The organism is Gordonia sp. VNK21, assembly GCF_046098115.1.
Lineage (GTDB): Bacteria > Actinomycetota > Actinomycetes > Mycobacteriales > Mycobacteriaceae > Gordonia.
The window spans coordinates 76377-91679 of the sequence record NZ_JBJURU010000005.1 but is presented as its reverse complement, the minus strand read 5'-3'; the positions used below and the strand labels follow the sequence as shown (position 1 = coordinate 91679).

Here is a 15303-nt window from a genome sequence, read left to right as displayed (position 1 = left end):
CGTCGGGGCGGCGACATGCGTGAGCGGCTGCTCCGGGCGGCGGGCCGCGGCGACGGGCTCGGTGACAAACCCGACTACGCCCTGGTGGGCATCGTCCGCATCCCGGAGAGCGAGACCAGCCCCACCCGGGCCATCGGGCGGCGTGTGCTGTGGGCGCTGATCACACTGTTCGTGTGCTCGCTGGTGGTCTTCCTCGACCGGCACGGCTACCGGGATGCCAAAGGCGGCACCCTCACCTACCTCGACTCGCTCTACTATTCGGCGGTCACCCTCTCGACCACCGGCTACGGCGACATCACGCCGATCTCCGAATCCGCGCGGCTGATCAACGTCGTCTTCATCACGCCGCTGCGCGTGCTCTTCCTGATCGTGCTCATCGGCACCACCCTCGAGGTGCTCACCGAACGGTCGCGTCAGGCGATCAAGATCCAGAACTGGAGGACCCGGGTGCGCAACCACACCGTCGTCATCGGATACGGCACCAAGGGCCGCACCGCCACCGCCGCGGTCATCGCCGACGGCGGCCGGCCCGGCGAGATCGTCGTGGTGGACGAGGACACCGCCGCCCTCGAGGCCGCGGCCGCCGACGGCTTGGTCACCGTGCGCGGTGACGCCACCAAGGCCGACGTGCTGCGGCTGGCCGGAGTCCAGCACGCCGCCGCCATCGTCATCGCCGCCAACCGCGACGACACGGCGGTGATGGTCACCCTCACCGCCCGCGAACTCAATCCGCGCGCCAAGGTGGTCGCCGCGATCCGCGAATCCGAGAACATCCATCTGATGCGCCAGTCCGGCGCCAACTCGGTGGTCGTCTCCTCGGAGACCGCCGGCCGGCTGCTCGGCATCGCCACCATCACCCCGTCCGTGGTGGAGGTGGTCGAAGACCTGCTCAGCCCGGAAGAGGGCTACGCCATCGCCGAGCGGGAGGTGGAACCGTCCGAGACCGGCGGTTCGCCGGCGCACACCAAGGACCTGGTGCTCGGCGTGGTCCGCGACGGCACCCTGTACCGGGTCGGCGACGAGCAGGTCGAAGCCATCGAGACCGGCGACCGACTGCTCTACGTGCGGCAGGGGGAGCGCGGATGAGCGGCACCGGTTCCTTCGACTTCCCGGAGCCGCCGCTGCTCTCGCGGGCCGTCTTCGACCGGGCCGACGCGCTGCGCTCGGACCCCGCGGCGCTCACCGACGGCTGGCCCGCAGCCCAGATCCTGCTGATCGACCGGCGCGGCCGCTATCCGGTGGACGCTGCCGGGGCACTGCGCTGGAGCGCCGCCGCCGAGGTGGCGGCCGCACCGCCGGCCGACGCGATCTTCCTCGGGGTGGCCGGGACGCACCGCTGGGCGCTGGCCGTGGACGACCTGGCCGAACCGGTCGGGGAGCTGCGCACCGGCGCCCACCTGCTCGGCGCCGACGATGCCGGCCTGCTGGCCACCGCGCTGGGTCTGCTCAACTGGCACCGCAGCGCCGAGTTCTCACCGGTCGACGGCAGCCGCACCACGGTCGACAAGGCCGGCTGGGTGCGACGCAATCCGTCGACCGGTCACGAGGAGTACCCGCGCACCGATCCGGCGGTGATCATGGTGGTGCACGACGGCGCTGACCAGGTGCTGCTCGGCCGCCAGCAGGTATGGCCGCAGCGCTGGTTCTCCACGCTGGCCGGCTTCGTCGAACCCGGAGAATCCGCCGAGCAGACCGTGCTGCGCGAGGTGGCCGAGGAGACCGGGGTGAGCGCGCACTCGCCGCGCTACCTGGGCTCGCAGCCGTGGCCGTTCCCGCGTTCACTGATGCTCGGCTTCGAGGCCGTCGCCGATCCGGGGCAGCCGATCGCCCCGGTCGACGGCGAGCTGGCCGAGGCCCGCTGGTTCCACCGCGAGCAGGTGCGTGCCGCACTGGCCGGGGAGTGGGGCGCCGACGACGGCGCCGAGCTGCTGCTGCCGCCGAGCGTGTCCATCGCGCGCAGCCTGATCGCCGGCTGGGCCGGCGGCCCGCAGCGCTGACCGCGGCCGAGTCCGCCGCGCACCGGCCGGTAAGCTCGACGGCATGACCGAGCTGACTCTGTACACCACCAGCTGGTGCCCGTTCTGCCACCGCCTCAAGGCCGGCCTCGAACGCAACGGCGTGCAGTGGACCGAGATCGACATCGAGGAGCAGCCGGAGGCCGCCGAGTTCGTCGGCAGCGTCAACAACGGCAACCACGTGGTGCCCACCGTGCTCTACGCGGACGGCACCACCGCCACCAATCCGTCGGTCGGCGAAGTGATGAGCGCACTCGGCCTGGTGTGAGCCCGGCGCTGTCAGACCCGGATGAGACGGTGAAGCCATGAGTGCGATCACCGAGGGCCTCGACCCGGCCCAGCTGCAGGCCGTGACCGCGCCGCGCGGACCGGTGTGCGTGCTCGCCGGCGCCGGCACCGGCAAGACCCGCACCATCACCCGGCGCATCGCCGCCCTGATCGACGGCGGGCAGGTCAACCCGAGCCAGGTACTGGCCGTCACCTTCACCTCCCGGGCCGCCGCCGAGATGCGCGACCGGCTGCGGACCCTCGGCGTGATCGGTCCCACCGGTGCGGTGGCCGCGCAGACCTTCCACGCGGCGGCGCTGCGTCAGCTCCGCTACTTCTGGCCGCAGGTGATGGGCGAGATGCGCTGGGAGCTGATGGACACCAAGTTCCCGATGGTGCGCCGGGCGATGGGCGAGACCGGCCTGGACACCGCCGACCGGGAACTCGTCCGTGACCTCGCCGGCGAGATCGAATGGGCCAAGTCCTGTCTGCACGGCCCCTCCGGCTACGCCGAGGCCTCCGCCGGCCGTGATCTGCCGCTGCCGGCCGAGACCGTTGCCCGCGTCTTCGCCGCCTACGAGAACGGCAAGGTGAGTCCGGCCGGGGATCGGCTCCTCGACTTCGAGGACCTGATCATCTACACCGCGGAGATCCTCAAATCCGCGCCGGCGGTCGCCGAGGAGTTCCGGTCCCGGTACCGCAGCTTCGTCGTCGACGAATACCAGGACGTCACCCCGGTCCAGCAGGACCTGCTGCGCGCCTGGCTCGGCGGCCGCGACGACCTGACCGTGGTCGGCGACGCCAACCAGACCATCTACAGCTTCACCGGCGCCTCACCCGACTATCTGATCGGCTTCACCCGCGACTATCCCGACGCCACCCTGGTGCGCCTCGAACGCGACTACCGGTCCACCCCGCAGGTGGTGGGGCTGGCCAATGCGGTCATCGGGCGGGCCCGCGGCCGGGTGGCCGGCAGCAGGCTGGCGCTGGTGGGACAGCGCCCGGACGGACCCGAACCGGTCTTCGCCGAATACCCGGACGAACAGGCCGAGGCCGTGGGCGTCGGGGCGGAGATCCGCCGGCTGATGCGGTCGGGGGTGCCGGCCGAGCAGATCGCCGTGCTCTACCGGATCAACGCCGCCTCCGAGGTCTTCGAGGAGGAACTGTCCGGTGCGGGCATCCCGTACCGTCTGCACGGCGCCGTCGGCTTCTTCGAACGTCCCGAGATCGTCGCCGGCCTGCGCCGGCTCACCGCGCTGGCCGACGGCCCGCCGCCGCCGATGCCGCCCGCCGAGGCGGTGCGCCATGCACTGCGCCCGATCGGGCTGACCGACGACGAGCCCCGCGGCCGCAACGAGCGGGGCCGCTGGCAGCAGCTGCGCCGGCTGGCCGACCTGGCGGCGGACCTGGCCGCCGCCCAGCCCTCGGCGGGCTTCGCCGAGGTGGTCGCCGGGCTGGCCGATCGGGCCCGCAATCCGCAGCCCGCCGACCGGCAGGGCGTCACCCTGGCCTCCATCCACGCCGCGAAGGGCCTGGAATGGGATGCCGTGCTGCTGACCGGGCTGCACGAGGGGGCCATGCCGCTGAGCCGGGCGCGCACCGCCGAGGAGATCGAAGAAGAGCGGCGCCTGCTCTACGTGGGCATCACCCGGGCCCGCGAGCACCTGCACCTGTCCTGGTCACTGGCCCGCTCGGCGGGGCAGTCGGCCACCCGCGGCCGGTCGCGTTTCCTCGACGGACTGGTCACCGGCACCGCCGGGGACGTCGACGACGGCCCCGATCCCCGGGTGCTCAAGGCTCTGCTGGCCTGGCGCACCGACTACGCCCGGGACAACGAACTGCGCGAAGCCAATGTGTGCAGCCGGCGGCTGCTCGCCGACCTGGCGACGTCGCTGCCGCAGACCCCGGCCGAGCTCGCCGCGGTCTCCGGGATGGTGCCCGAGCGGATCGACGCCTTCGGCGCCGAACTGCTCTCGGTGATCGCCTCCCGACGCGAAACCGCAGGTAGAAAATAACTTGTGTGCCCCCGGCGGGGTCCGTACGCTGACGGGGGTAAGAAGCTCGACGTCGTCGGGCTGTGCTGTCCAGCCGAAAGGGAATCGCCGTGATCGATCACCGGCACGCCGCTCACGCGCTGCGCGTACCCGCAGCGGCACGAGCGCGCACGCGATTCCCCGCGGCCCGGCCCGACGGCAGTTCCCAGGTCCTCCGGAAACGGAGCTGACTGCCCCGATCAGGGACCTCACCGGCCACGGCGAATCGCACCAGCGAATCCCGTGGCCTTTCTCGTTCCGGCGCCCGCCGGATCGGCTCCGCGGATTTCGCACCGAAGACCACAGTCACTTCTCCCGCGAAAGCCCCCACATGACCATCACCCCACAACTCCGGAAACCGGCCCTGGAACTGCCCTGCCAGAGCGCCGACGCCGACCTGTGGTTCGCCGAATCACCGGACGACCTCGAACAGGCGAAAAGCCTGTGCGCACAGTGCCCGCTGCAGGCGCCGTGCCTGGCCGAGGCCGTCGACCGGCGCGAACCCTGGGGCGTCTGGGGCGGCGAGATCTTCTCCGGCGGCACCGTCATCGCCCGTAAGCGCCCCCGCGGCCGGCCGCGTAAGGACGCCCGATAGGGCAGACCCCGGGCGCCTGTGCGCCCGGGGTCTGCCGTTGAGGTCCCGATCAGGCCTGTCTCGTCAGCCGGCCTGCTCATCGATGCCCGGCACCCACTCGTACATGATCGCCCGGTACGGCGCCTCGGCGTCGAGCTGGGCGGCGATGCCGACACAGCCGAGCAGCACCCGGAAGACCATCACGTACTCCTTGGGCACGTTCAGGTTGCGGGACGTCTTGTAGACGTCGCCGGTCACGTCGGTGGCCTTGCCCGCCGCCCGCTGCAGCCACTTGCGGGTGAAGTGGAAGGTGTCGGTGTAGAGCGGATCGATGTATGGCTGCAGATACTTGGCCAGGTCCGCCGAGGTCACCCGGTCGGCGTAGGCTCGCTGGATGAAGCCGGTCTGCACCATCAGCTCGCGCAGCTCGTCGTACTTCTGGTCGCGGGCCAGTGCCAGGATCTCGCCGGTGTGCGGCGGCAGCCCGTTCGGGTAGCGGCCCACCGCGCCGAAGTCGAGCACCCCGAACCGGCCGTCGTCGAGGATGAAGAAGTTGCCCGGATGCGGGTCGCCGTGCAGCAGCCCCACGCGGGCCGGTGAACTGAACTCGAAGGTCGTCATCTTCAGGGCGGCATCGTTGCGCTGCTCGCGGGTGCCGTCGGTGATCAGCCTGGACAGCCGGGTGCCCTCGATCCACTCCGAGACCACCACCTTGGGGGCGCTCGCCACCACCTTGGGGATCACGAAATCGGGGTCGCCGTCGAAGGCCGCGGCGAAGGCGCGCTGATTGTCGGCCTCGGCGATGTAGTCGAGCTCGTCGTCGGTCCGGTCGATGAGCTCGTCGACCATGCCCTTCACGTCGGTGCCGGGGGAGAGCTTCTGGATCAGTCCGGAGACCCGGCGCAGAGTCTTCAGGTCGGCGCGCAGCGCATGGTCGGCGCCGGGATACTGCACCTTCACCGCCACCGGACGGCCGTCGGCCCACACCGCACGATGCACCTGGCCGATGCTGGCCGCGGCGGCCGGCTGGTCGTCGAATGAGGCGAACCGCTCGCGCCACTTGGTGCCCAGCTGCTGATCGAGCACCCTGTGCACGGTCGCGGTGGGCATCGGCGGGGCCTCCGCCTGCAGTTTGGTGAGCGCCTCGCGGAACGGCTCCCCGTACTCGTCGGGGATGGCGGCCTCCATGATCGAGAGCGCCTGGCCCACCTTCATGGCGCCGCCCTTGAGCTCGCCGAGCACCGAGAAGAGCTGCTCGGCGGTCTTGCCCATCATCTCGGCGCTGACCTCGTCCTTGCTCTTTCCGGTCAGCCGCTTACCGACGCCGCCGACCGCGCGACCGGCCATGCCGAGGGGAAGCGAGGCCAGCTTGGCATTGCGGCGGCCCTGTCCGCGGGTGATCTCGCTCAATGGATTCCCTTCCGTCCCCTTGAGGATAGCGGCATGAACACCGCGGATGGCGCGGGGCGGGAATCAGCCGGGTGCCCGCCGGGGCGGTCCTCACCGACAGCCGATGATCGAGGGTCTGGGGTGCCGGATGGTCCGGTGCCGACAGGGCGGCGGCTATTCCGAGGATCTCGTGATGGGCCAGCAGCGCGGTCAGTTCGGACAGTTCCGGCCGGGCCGCCGGCGGCACCTGACTCAGCCGCGGCGCGATCACCGGCCAGTACGGGTCGATCTCGCTGCGATGCAGATCCGCACAGTGCAGGCAGCTGCTCAGGCCGGGCAGCACCAGCGGGCCGACGGTGCCGCGGCGATCATCGGTGCCCACCAGCAGATGCGGTGTGCGCGAGCGCATCAGGGCCAGCCGGACCGCGGGATCGATCAGGGTGCGATCGGCCAGCACCAGCAGGTTGCAGTCCCGCGCCGGCGCGTCGTCGAAGATCTCGGGTGTCCGCTGGTCGTCGAGCACGCTCAGCCCGGCACCGCTCAGGCTGCGGCGCAGCGACCGGCCCAGCGGCCCGGTTCCGTTCACCCGGATCTGCAGCGACGACGACGCCGGTGCGGGCGCGATCTTGCCGGCCGCGGCCAGTGCGGTCAGCAGGGCGGTCCAGTCGGCGGCGGTGAGGCCGGCGGCGCGCCGGGCCTCGGTGAGCCGGCCGCAGCCGGCCGGGTCGCGCAGCGCGACGATCAGCTCGGCCACCGCCTCCGGGGCCGCAGTCTGCGGAACCGGCCAGATCAGCGCCGACTCGAGTGCCGTGCCGACGTGCACGGCATGATCGGGACGGACCAGGACCGGCACTCCGGGCGCCAGCCGCGGCAGCGCTGCGGCCTGCGCATCGTCGACGTCCCCCGCCCCGATCGTCCCCATACGCGCCCACGCTGCCAGCTGCGGGCGCCGCCGTCGAGAGCGTTGTCCACAGGCGGCCCCGGCGCGGTGGCGCGGTGGCGGCCGGGGCGTGTTCGGGAGGAGGAGCTCAGGAGGCTGCGATCACGAGGACGCCGGACCGTCCTCGCGGCCCTCGTCCTCACCGCGATCGCGGCGCTCGCGCTCCTCGGCGATGGTCCGTTCGAGTTCGGCCATCGGGTCGTCGAAGGCGCTGGTGCCGCCGCCGATCACGCGGTCGACGAAGCCGGCCGGATTGTCGAGGTCCTCGGAGTCGGGCAGCAGATCCGGGTGCTCCCAGACCGCGTCCCGTGCCTGCGTGCCGGCCGCCTCGTCCAGCCGGCGCCACAGATCGGCGGCCTCGCGCAGTTCGCGGGGCCGCAACTCCAGCCCGATCAGCGTGCCGAAGGTCTGCTCGGCCGGGCCGCCGGTGGCCCGGCGCCGCCGCATGGTCTCGGTGAGCGCGGCCGTCGCCGGAATCCGGTCGGCCAGTGCCGCGGTGACCGTGTTCTCCACCCAGCCCTCGATCAGGGCGAGCAGCGTCTCCAGCCGGGCCAGCGCCGCCTGCTGCTCCGGGGTGGTCTGCGGCTCGAAGCTGGCCGCCTGGCCCATCAGCTCTTCCATCTTCGCCGGATCGGACAGCAGTTCCTGCGGGTCGATCCCGGCCCCGAGCTGCTCGAGGCCGCTCATGTCCAGCCGGATGCCGCGCGCATAGTCTTCGACGGCGCCGAGCAGGCGCTGCGTCAGCCACGGCACATGCGTGAACAGACGCTGGTGGGCGGCCTCGCGGGCTGCGAAGAAGACGACGATCTCCTGGCCGGGAAGGTCCAGGCCCTCGGCGAACCGGGCGATGGCCTCGGGCAGCAGCACCCCGGTACCGGCCGGTCCCAGCGGCAGCCCGATGTCGGTGGAGGTGAGCACCTCCTTGGCCAGCTGCCCCAGCCCCTGGCCGAGCTGGGTGCCGAACATCATCCCGCCGAGCGAGCTCATCATGCCCACCATCGGTCCGGCCATCGACCGCATCTCCTCGGGCAGTGAGTCCTGCCAGCCGGAGGCGAGCGAAGCGGCGACCGGATCGCACAGCCGCTGCCAGGTGGGCAGGGTGTTCTCCAGCCAGTCCACCGGAGTCCATGCGGCGGTGGCGGTGATACCGGCCGGCAGGGTGGTGGCCTCGTTGAGCCAGAGCTCGGCCAGCTGCACCGCGTCGGCGACGGCCCGCTCCTCGTTGTCGAGCATCGGTTTGAAGTCGCCCACCTGCTGCCGGGCCAGCCGGGCGGCCAGCTCGTAGTTCACCGGGCCGCCGCCCTGGCCGCCGGAGCCCATGCCGCTGAACATCTGGCCGAGCTGGGTGAACATCGCGCCGAGCTGAGACGGATCGAAGCCGGCGCCGCCGAGCTGGGACGGGTCGAAGCCGGCACCGCCGAAGACGGACGGATCGAAACCGAAGCCGGCGCCGCCGGAACCGGAGGCGCGGCCACCGGCCCCGGAGGTGTCGCCGGAGCCGGAGTCGCGGTCGTTCTCGTCATCGTCGCGGCCGGACGAGGAGAAGCCGAAGGGCAGATCGCTCATGCCTCCACGGTACCGGTCCGGCGGGGTACCGCCCGGTGCGTCGATTATCCTCGACGGGGTGAAACTCAACCCGGCCCGCCGTCGCCTGGTGACCATCGGCGTCGCGACAGTCATCCTGGTGGCGTTCGTCCTCGCCGGCTCGCTCGCCCGGGTGCCCTATGTGGCGCTCTCGCCCGGGCCCACCGTGAACACGCTCGGCACGCTCAAGGGCAAACCCGTCGTCGAGGTGACCGGCGGTGTCGACGAGAAGCGTTCGGAGGCCGACGCCGGCCACCTCAACCTGACCACCGTCTCGCTGCGGGACGAGATCACCCTGTTCCAGGCCATCGGCATGTGGTTCTCGAGCACCTACGAGCTGCAGCCGCGTGAGGTGTACATCCCGGCCGGCAAGACCAACGAAGAGGTCGACCAGGAGAACGCCGAGCAGATGACCAGCTCGGAGGACAACGCCACCGCGGCCGCGCTGACCTACCTCAAACGCCCGGTGGCCGTCGGCGTGCGGACCGTCGCCGACGGCAGCCCGGCCGTCGGCCGGCTCGAGCCCGGGGACGTGATCGTGTCCTTCGCCGGTCAGCCGGTGAGCACCGGTCAGGAACTGGTGGACGCGGTCCGCGCCCGCAAACCGGGCGACACCGTGCAGGTGGTCGTCGACCGCAAGGGCGGCCGGCAGGACGTGCAGGTGACCCTCGGGGCGCGGCCGGAGGATCCGTCCGTCGCCTACCTGGGCACCACCTTCAAGCTGGTCAGCGGAGATCCGAATGTGAAGATCAGCTACAACGTCGAGGGCATCGGCGGTCCCTCGGCCGGCCTCATGTTGACGCTCGCGGTGATCGACCTGCTCACCACCGGCGACCTGGCCCACGGGAAGTTCATCGCTGGAACCGGCACCATCGTCCCGGACGGCACGGTCGGCGCCATCGGCGGCATCCAGCACAAGATCAAGGCCGCCAAGGAGGCCGGTGCCACCGCCTTCCTCGTGCCGGCCGAGAACTGCACCGAAGCCAAGGACGGTGCCCCCGACGGCCTCGAGCTGATCAAGGTCGGGAAGCTCGGCGAGGCCGTCGACGCGCTCGGCGCCCTCGACTCCGGCGCCCCGCGTCCGCACTGCTGACCGAGCGCTACTCGAAGGTCGCGGCCAGCGCGCCGAGCAGGTCCGGGGCGAGCTCGGGATGGGTGCGCAGCTCGTCGGGCAGGCTCTCCAGGCTCAGCAGCGCCAGCCGCCGGCCACCGCGCAGGGCGCCGGCGATCAGCCGGGCCCTCTGGGTCTGCTCCGGATCGTCGGGCGACTGCACCGTGATCTCGGTGACCAGCGCGCAGCCGGCCACCTGCCCCGGCCAGGCCAGCGTGGCGAGCAGCGCCTCGAGGTCGGCCTCGGGGTCGGTCTCCTGCAGCACCGGGCTCAGCGCGCTGGCATCGGCGGGGTCCACCAGCCCGGGAGCGGCGGCGGCCAGCTCCGACGTCGGTACCAGCGCGAACAGCAGATCGGGTGAGGCCCAGGGGCGGTCGGCGGCGAACAGAGCGCACTGGGCCAGGGCATTGCCGAGGTCGGCATCGGAGTAGCTCACCCCGTCATTGTCCACCGGCGGCCGCTGTCCGTGTGTGTCGGCTTTCGGCGAATCAGTATGGTGGTGACATCGATGTCTCCGACCCGCAAGGGGAGTAACGAACGTGGTGAGTGCCCGCGGGCCGATCAACCGGCCGACTCTGTCACGCAGAGCCAAGATCCTGATCGGCATCGCGGTGGTGCTGCTGGTCCTGCTGCTGGTCGGGCCGCGAGTCGTCTCGCTCTCCACCGACTGGCTCTGGTATTCCGACGTCGGCTACGGCAACGTCATGTCGACGATGGTGTGGACCCGGGTGGTCGTCTTCCTGGTGGCCACCCTCCTGGTGGGCGCGATCATCTTCGGTGCGGTGTACGCCGCCTATCGCACCCGCCCCGACTTCGTGCCGGAGACCGGCCCGGGTGATCCGCTCACCCGCTACCGGGCGGTGCTCGGCAAGCGTCCCTGGCTCACCGCGCTGGTGCCGGCGCTGATCGTCGGCATCATCGCCGGGCTGGTCGCACAGGCCTCCTGGGACACCATCCAGGCCTTCCTGCACGCGGAGACCTTCGGCGTCCGCGACCCGGAGTTCGATCTGGACGTGGGCTTCTACGCCTTCGGTCTGCCGTTCTACCGGCTGCTGCTCGATCTGCTCTTCCTGGCCGTCGGCATCGCCTTCGTGCTGAACCTGCTCACCCAGTACATCTTCGGCGGCATCCGGCTCGGCGGCGGCGGCCGCCGCGGCGGGCTGAGCAATCCGGCGCGGATTCAGCTCGCCGTGCTGCTGGGCACCTTCGTCCTGCTCAAGGCCATCGCCTACTGGTTCGACCGGTACGACCTGCTGAGCAGCGACCGGCGCGGCGACATCTTCACCGGCGGCACGTACACCGACATGAACTACCTGCTGCCGGCCAAGCTCATGCTGATGGCGATCGCCATCATCTGTGCGGCGGCCTTCTTCGCCGCCATCTTCCTGCGCGATCTGCGGATCCCGGCGCTGGCGGCCGTGCTGATGATCGTCGCCTCGCTGGCGATCGGCGTGATCTGGCCGGCGGCGATGGAGCAGTTCGCGGTCAAGCCGAGCGCCGCGGACCGGGAGGCCGAGTACATCCAGCGCAACATCACGGCCACCACCGACGCCTACCGGATCCGGCCGGAACAGGACGTGACCTACGAGACCAACTGGACGCGCACTCCCGCCGATCCGGCGCGGGTGAACTCCGACGAGGCCACCCTGTCCAATATCCGGATCCTCGACCCGAACGTGCTGTCCAAGGCGTTCTACCAGCGGCAGGCGCTCAAGAACCTGTACGGATTCCCGTCGCAGCTCGCGGTGGATCGCTACCAGGTGGACGGTCAGCAGCGCGACTTCGTCGTCGCCGCCCGCGAACTCGATCCGGAGCGTCTCGGGGAGAATCAGACCAACTGGATCAACAAGCACACCGTCTACACGCACGGCAACGGCTTCATCGCCGCGCAGGCCAACACCGTCGACGAGGCGAGCAGCGATTCGAACTCGGACCGCGGCGGCATGCCGGTGTTCATCGTCGCCGACACCGAGACGATCAAGAACCCGGAGTTCCAGGCCAAGGCGCCGTTCAAGGTCAAGCAGCCGCGCATCTACTTCGGCGAACTCATCGCCAAGGTGGATCCGGACTACGCCATCGTCGGCACCACCGGTGACGCCAAGGAGTACGACGGCGACAGCTCCGACTACACCTACACCGCCGATTCGGGGGTGTCCCTGAGCAACTGGGCGGTCAAGGGGCTGTACGCCCTCAAGTACGGCGAGCGGAACTTCCTGCTCTCCAACGCTCTCAACGACAACTCGCGGATCCTGTACAACCGCGATCCGCGGGACCGGGTCAAGAAGGTGGCCCCGTGGCTCACCGTGGACTCGAAGACCTATCCGGCGGTGATGGACGACGGCTCGATCAAGTGGATCGTCGACGGCTACACCACCTTGAGCAACTACCCGTACTCGCAGCGCATGCAGTTGCAGGACGCCACCGTCGACTCGCGAGTGGAGAACCAGGGCACCACCGGACGGCAGCAGGCCGCCGAGGAGGTCTCGTACGCCCGGAACTCGGTCAAGGCCACCGTCGACGCCTACACCGGCGAGGTGACGCTGTACCAGGCCGATGACACCGACCCGGTGCTCAAGACCTGGATGAAGGTCTTCCCGGGCACCGTCAAGCCCAAGGCGGAACTCGACGAGAAGGCGGATCTGAGGGCGCATCTGCGCTACCCGGAGGATCTGTTCAAGCTGCAGCGCCAGCTGCTCACCCGGTACCACGTCGCCGATGCGCCGACCTTCTTCCGGGCGAACAACTTCTGGTCGGTCCCCAACGATCCGGGCACCGATGAACAGAAGAACCTGAGTCAGCCGCCGTACTACTTCACGGCCTCGGCGCCGGGTGATCAGAACACCGCGCAGTTCCAGCTCACCACCGTGATGACCGCCCTCAAGCGGCAGAACCTGGCGGCCTACATGACCGCCGACTCCGATCCGGAGGGCTACGGCCGGATCACAGTGAAGACGCTGCCCACCGACAACCAGACCGTGGGTCCGCGGCAGGCCGCCGAGAACATGAAGAACAACGGCACCGTGGCCAATGCGCGAAAACTGGTCGAGGACACCACCAATGTGACCTACGGCAATCTGCTGGCGCTGCCGGTGGGCGGCAACGGCATCCTCTACGTGCAGCCGATGTACACCGAAGCCAAATCCGGTGACTCGGCCATGCCCAAGCTCTACCGGGTGCTGACGTACTACAACGCGGCCGCGGGTGTGGACGGCGTGCGGGTGGGCTTCGCGGCCACCGTCGGCGAGGCGCTCAAGCAGGTCGGCATCAACCCGAGCGCGGCCACCCCGACCCAGAAGGGGGAGACGGCCGAGCCCGGCAGCGAGTCACAGCCCGAGGACGGCGACACCGGTGACGACGAGCCGGCCACCGTGGTGCCGGAGCGCTCACCGGACGACACCCCGGAGGTCAGTGCGGCGATCGACGGCATCGACTCCGCGCTCGATCAGGTGACGCAGGCGCAGACCAGCGGCGACCTGGGGCAGCTGTCCAAGGCCTTCGAGCAGCTCGCGCAGGCGATCGACAAGTACAAGGCGCTGCGCAAGTAGCCGGGCCGCTCGGCGTCGGGACACCTGCCGAACTGCTGTGACGAATCGCGCGATCGCTCAGCGCTGTTGCGGATCGGCGGCGCCCGCATTGACCAGCGGGGCGTCGTCGCGGCCCACATGCTCGAGGTAGCGGTCGATCTCGGCGGGCGTGTTGTCGGGCATCAGCGGCGAATGGTGCAGGTGCCGGGTGAGCCAGGTGTAGATGACCGCGGTGCTGGTGAGCAGGACCAGCGCGGTGATGCCGTAGGCGATGTTGGTGGGCTTGTTGTCGGGGAGTTCGGCCAGCGTGATCACCCAGAGAGCAGCGAACAGGCCGCCGGTCATCAGCGTGACGAAGGCGACGAGGCTCATCGGGTGGTTGCCGTGACTCTCGTGATGATGCTGGGCGTGTGCAGCCATGACGTCCTCCTTGCGGTCGCGGACCGGTGCCGGCCCGGTGACCCCATGCTATCGATTAAAGTGAGAAAAATCACAGGATGATGGGGTTAGGCCGTTCCTCACCGGCGGGGTGTCCGCGTTAGGTGAGTGGCAGTTGCCGGATTTAGGCTCAAATGGTTCGCCCGCCGCACCGGTCCGGGCCGATGTCGGGAGTTGTCGATGCCGCCTTTGAGTCGTCTGGTCAAGATTCAGTTGGTCACCGTCGTGATCATCGGTCTACTGGCCGCCGTCTATGCGGGCTTCCGGTATGCGCGGGTGGGGGAGACGATCGGTCTGGGCGTGTACACGGTGACCGTGCACGCCAAGGACAGCGGCGGTCTGTTCCCGCAGGCGCAGGTGACCTACCGCGGTGTTCCGGCAGGCCGGGTCTCGGACCTGCGGCTGGCCGGTGACGGCATCGACGTCGAGCTGGTCCTGCAGAAGGGCGCCGGGGACATTCCCGAAAATGCGGTGGCCGTGGTGGCCAACCGGTCGGCGATCGGTGAGCAGTACCTGGATCTGCAGCCGGCCGACGATTCGGGGCCGTATCTGCGTGACGGCTCGCGGATCGAGGGGATGACCCCTCCGCCGCAGGTCAATGAGGTGGTCGACGACGCCATCACGCTGACCGAGTCGGTGCCGACCGATGATCTGCACACCGTGGTGACCGAGCTGGGCAAGGCCTTCAACGGGCAGGCCGACAATCTGACCCGGCTGATCGATTCGCTCGAGAAGCTGTCGAAGACCGGTGTGGACGATCTGGATCAGACCATCTCGCTGATCCGCAACGCCGATCCGGTGCTCGGCACGCAGGCCGAACAGTCCGACGCGATCCTGGACTGGTCGAAGAATCTGGAGTTGATCACCGCGCAGCTGGCGTCGTCGGATCCGGCGGTGCGCCGCATCCTCTCCGACGGTCAGCTCACCGCCACGGAGCTGTCGTCGTTCCTGCAGAAGCACGGCGACGATGCGACCTCGCTGATCCATCAGCTCGGCGAGACGGTGCACACCATCGAACCGGCAACCTTCTCCACCGGCATGCTGTTCTACATGCTCTCGTCGCTGTCGGCGTCGAGCCACACCACCGGCTCGCCCGACGGTCAGATCCACTTCGGCATCGTGCTGGAGACGAACAATCCGGCCGAGTGCACCCGGGGCTATGAGAGCACCGCGAAGATGATCAAGGACATCAAGGCCAAGAACCCGGACTTCGACATCAACACCGACGATTTCCCGTTCAACACCGAGGCGGGCTGCAAGGTTCCGGTGGGCAATCCGACGTCCGTGCGCGGCGGTGAGCGGGCGGTTCTGTCCAACCCGGCGTACCCGCAGCCGTGGGACGACATCGCCAAGAAGGATCCGGACAAGCTCAACCAAGTCCAACTCGAACAGGCCTAGGAAGAACCGCTACAGCAGGGTGCCGACGCC

13 protein-coding genes are annotated in these 15303 nt (G+C 69.9%); 8 read left to right on the top strand and 5 right to left on the bottom strand.

Annotated elements, in window-relative coordinates; translation table 11 throughout:
• Positions 1-15: 15 nt before the first annotated feature.
• From ACJMNC_RS07250 to ACJMNC_RS07230, 5 genes are all read left to right on the top strand, one after another.
• Complete coding sequence (locus ACJMNC_RS07250; RefSeq protein WP_408947273.1) at positions 16-1086, top strand: potassium channel family protein; 1071 nt, start codon at positions 16-18, stop codon at positions 1084-1086.
• Positions 1083-1997, top strand: coding sequence for an NAD(+) diphosphatase (gene nudC / locus ACJMNC_RS07245; RefSeq protein WP_408947272.1), 915 nt, complete (start codon positions 1083-1085; stop codon positions 1995-1997). Before ACJMNC_RS07250 ends, nudC begins: the two co-directional genes overlap by 4 nt.
• Before the next feature lie 43 nt (positions 1998-2040).
• Positions 2041-2283: a mycoredoxin gene (locus tag ACJMNC_RS07240; RefSeq protein WP_408947271.1), complete on the top strand. Its 243-nt coding sequence runs from the start codon at positions 2041-2043 to the stop codon at positions 2281-2283.
• A 37-nt stretch (positions 2284-2320) separates the two neighbouring features.
• Positions 2321-4297: an ATP-dependent DNA helicase UvrD2 gene (locus ACJMNC_RS07235; RefSeq protein ID WP_408947270.1), complete on the top strand. Its 1977-nt coding sequence runs from the start codon at positions 2321-2323 to the stop codon at positions 4295-4297.
• 349 nt (positions 4298-4646) lie between these two features.
• Positions 4647-4910: a WhiB family transcriptional regulator gene (locus tag ACJMNC_RS07230; protein ID WP_408947269.1), complete on the top strand. Its 264-nt coding sequence runs from the start codon at positions 4647-4649 to the stop codon at positions 4908-4910.
• Between the two features lie 63 nt (positions 4911-4973).
• Here ACJMNC_RS07230 and ACJMNC_RS07225 read toward each other — a convergent pair whose 3' ends face one another.
• From ACJMNC_RS07225 to ACJMNC_RS07215, 3 genes are all read right to left on the bottom strand, one after another.
• The gene (locus tag ACJMNC_RS07225) at positions 4974-6299 is read right to left on the bottom strand and encodes an ABC1 kinase family protein (protein ID WP_408947268.1); all 1326 of its coding nucleotides are present in this window, start codon (positions 6297-6299) and stop codon (positions 4974-4976) included.
• Positions 6205-7200 (bottom strand): hypothetical protein, encoded by a 996-nt coding sequence (locus ACJMNC_RS07220; RefSeq protein WP_408947267.1) that lies wholly within the window; start codon positions 7198-7200, stop codon positions 6205-6207. The genes ACJMNC_RS07225 and ACJMNC_RS07220 overlap by 95 nt, the downstream gene beginning before the upstream one ends.
• Before the next feature lie 120 nt (positions 7201-7320).
• Positions 7321-8784: a zinc-dependent metalloprotease gene (locus ACJMNC_RS07215; protein WP_408947266.1), complete on the bottom strand. Its 1464-nt coding sequence runs from the start codon at positions 8782-8784 to the stop codon at positions 7321-7323.
• A gap of 58 nt (positions 8785-8842) precedes the next feature.
• Here ACJMNC_RS07215 and ACJMNC_RS07210 point away from each other — a divergent pair, with 58 nt between their 5' ends.
• On the top strand, positions 8843-9895 hold the full coding sequence (locus tag ACJMNC_RS07210; protein ID WP_408947265.1) for a PDZ domain-containing protein: 1053 nt from the start codon (positions 8843-8845) through the stop codon (positions 9893-9895).
• A 7-nt stretch (positions 9896-9902) separates the two neighbouring features.
• On the opposite strand, the gene ACJMNC_RS07205 is transcribed toward ACJMNC_RS07210, so the two are convergent.
• The gene (locus ACJMNC_RS07205) at positions 9903-10349 is read right to left on the bottom strand and encodes a PPA1309 family protein (RefSeq protein WP_408947264.1); all 447 of its coding nucleotides are present in this window, start codon (positions 10347-10349) and stop codon (positions 9903-9905) included.
• Positions 10350-10455: 106 nt separating this feature from the next.
• Here ACJMNC_RS07205 and ACJMNC_RS07200 point away from each other — a divergent pair, with 106 nt between their 5' ends.
• Positions 10456-13458, top strand: coding sequence for a UPF0182 family protein (locus ACJMNC_RS07200; RefSeq protein ID WP_408947263.1), 3003 nt, complete (start codon positions 10456-10458; stop codon positions 13456-13458).
• 57 nt (positions 13459-13515) lie between these two features.
• Here ACJMNC_RS07200 and ACJMNC_RS07195 read toward each other — a convergent pair whose 3' ends face one another.
• Complete coding sequence (locus tag ACJMNC_RS07195) at positions 13516-13857, bottom strand: hypothetical protein (protein ID WP_408947262.1); 342 nt, start codon at positions 13855-13857, stop codon at positions 13516-13518.
• 198 nt (positions 13858-14055) lie between these two features.
• Here ACJMNC_RS07195 and ACJMNC_RS07190 point away from each other — a divergent pair, with 198 nt between their 5' ends.
• Positions 14056-15273: an MlaD family protein gene (locus tag ACJMNC_RS07190; protein WP_408947261.1), complete on the top strand. Its 1218-nt coding sequence runs from the start codon at positions 14056-14058 to the stop codon at positions 15271-15273.
• The last annotated feature ends 30 nt before the right edge of the window (positions 15274-15303 follow it).

What these genes read in the sequence shown, in the direction of transcription:
- nudC (WP_408947272.1), top strand. Translation starts at nt 1,083, where the DNA reads ATGAGCGGCACCGGTTCCTTCGACTTCCCGGAGCCGCCGCTGCTCTCG.
- ACJMNC_RS07230 (WP_408947269.1), top strand. Translation starts at nt 4,647, where the DNA reads ATGACCATCACCCCACAACTCCGGAAACCGGCCCTGGAACTGCCCTGC.
- ACJMNC_RS07215 (WP_408947266.1), bottom strand. Translation starts at nt 8,784, where the DNA reads ATGAGCGATCTGCCCTTCGGCTTCTCCTCGTCCGGCCGCGACGATGAC.
- ACJMNC_RS07195 (WP_408947262.1), bottom strand. Translation starts at nt 13,857, where the DNA reads ATGGCTGCACACGCCCAGCATCATCACGAGAGTCACGGCAACCACCCG.
- ACJMNC_RS07250 (WP_408947273.1), top strand. Translation starts at nt 16, where the DNA reads ATGCGTGAGCGGCTGCTCCGGGCGGCGGGCCGCGGCGACGGGCTCGGT.
- ACJMNC_RS07220 (WP_408947267.1), bottom strand. Translation starts at nt 7,200, where the DNA reads ATGGGGACGATCGGGGCGGGGGACGTCGACGATGCGCAGGCCGCAGCG.
- ACJMNC_RS07190 (WP_408947261.1), top strand. Translation starts at nt 14,056, where the DNA reads ATGCCGCCTTTGAGTCGTCTGGTCAAGATTCAGTTGGTCACCGTCGTG.
- ACJMNC_RS07235 (WP_408947270.1), top strand. Translation starts at nt 2,321, where the DNA reads ATGAGTGCGATCACCGAGGGCCTCGACCCGGCCCAGCTGCAGGCCGTG.
- ACJMNC_RS07240 (WP_408947271.1), top strand. Translation starts at nt 2,041, where the DNA reads ATGACCGAGCTGACTCTGTACACCACCAGCTGGTGCCCGTTCTGCCAC.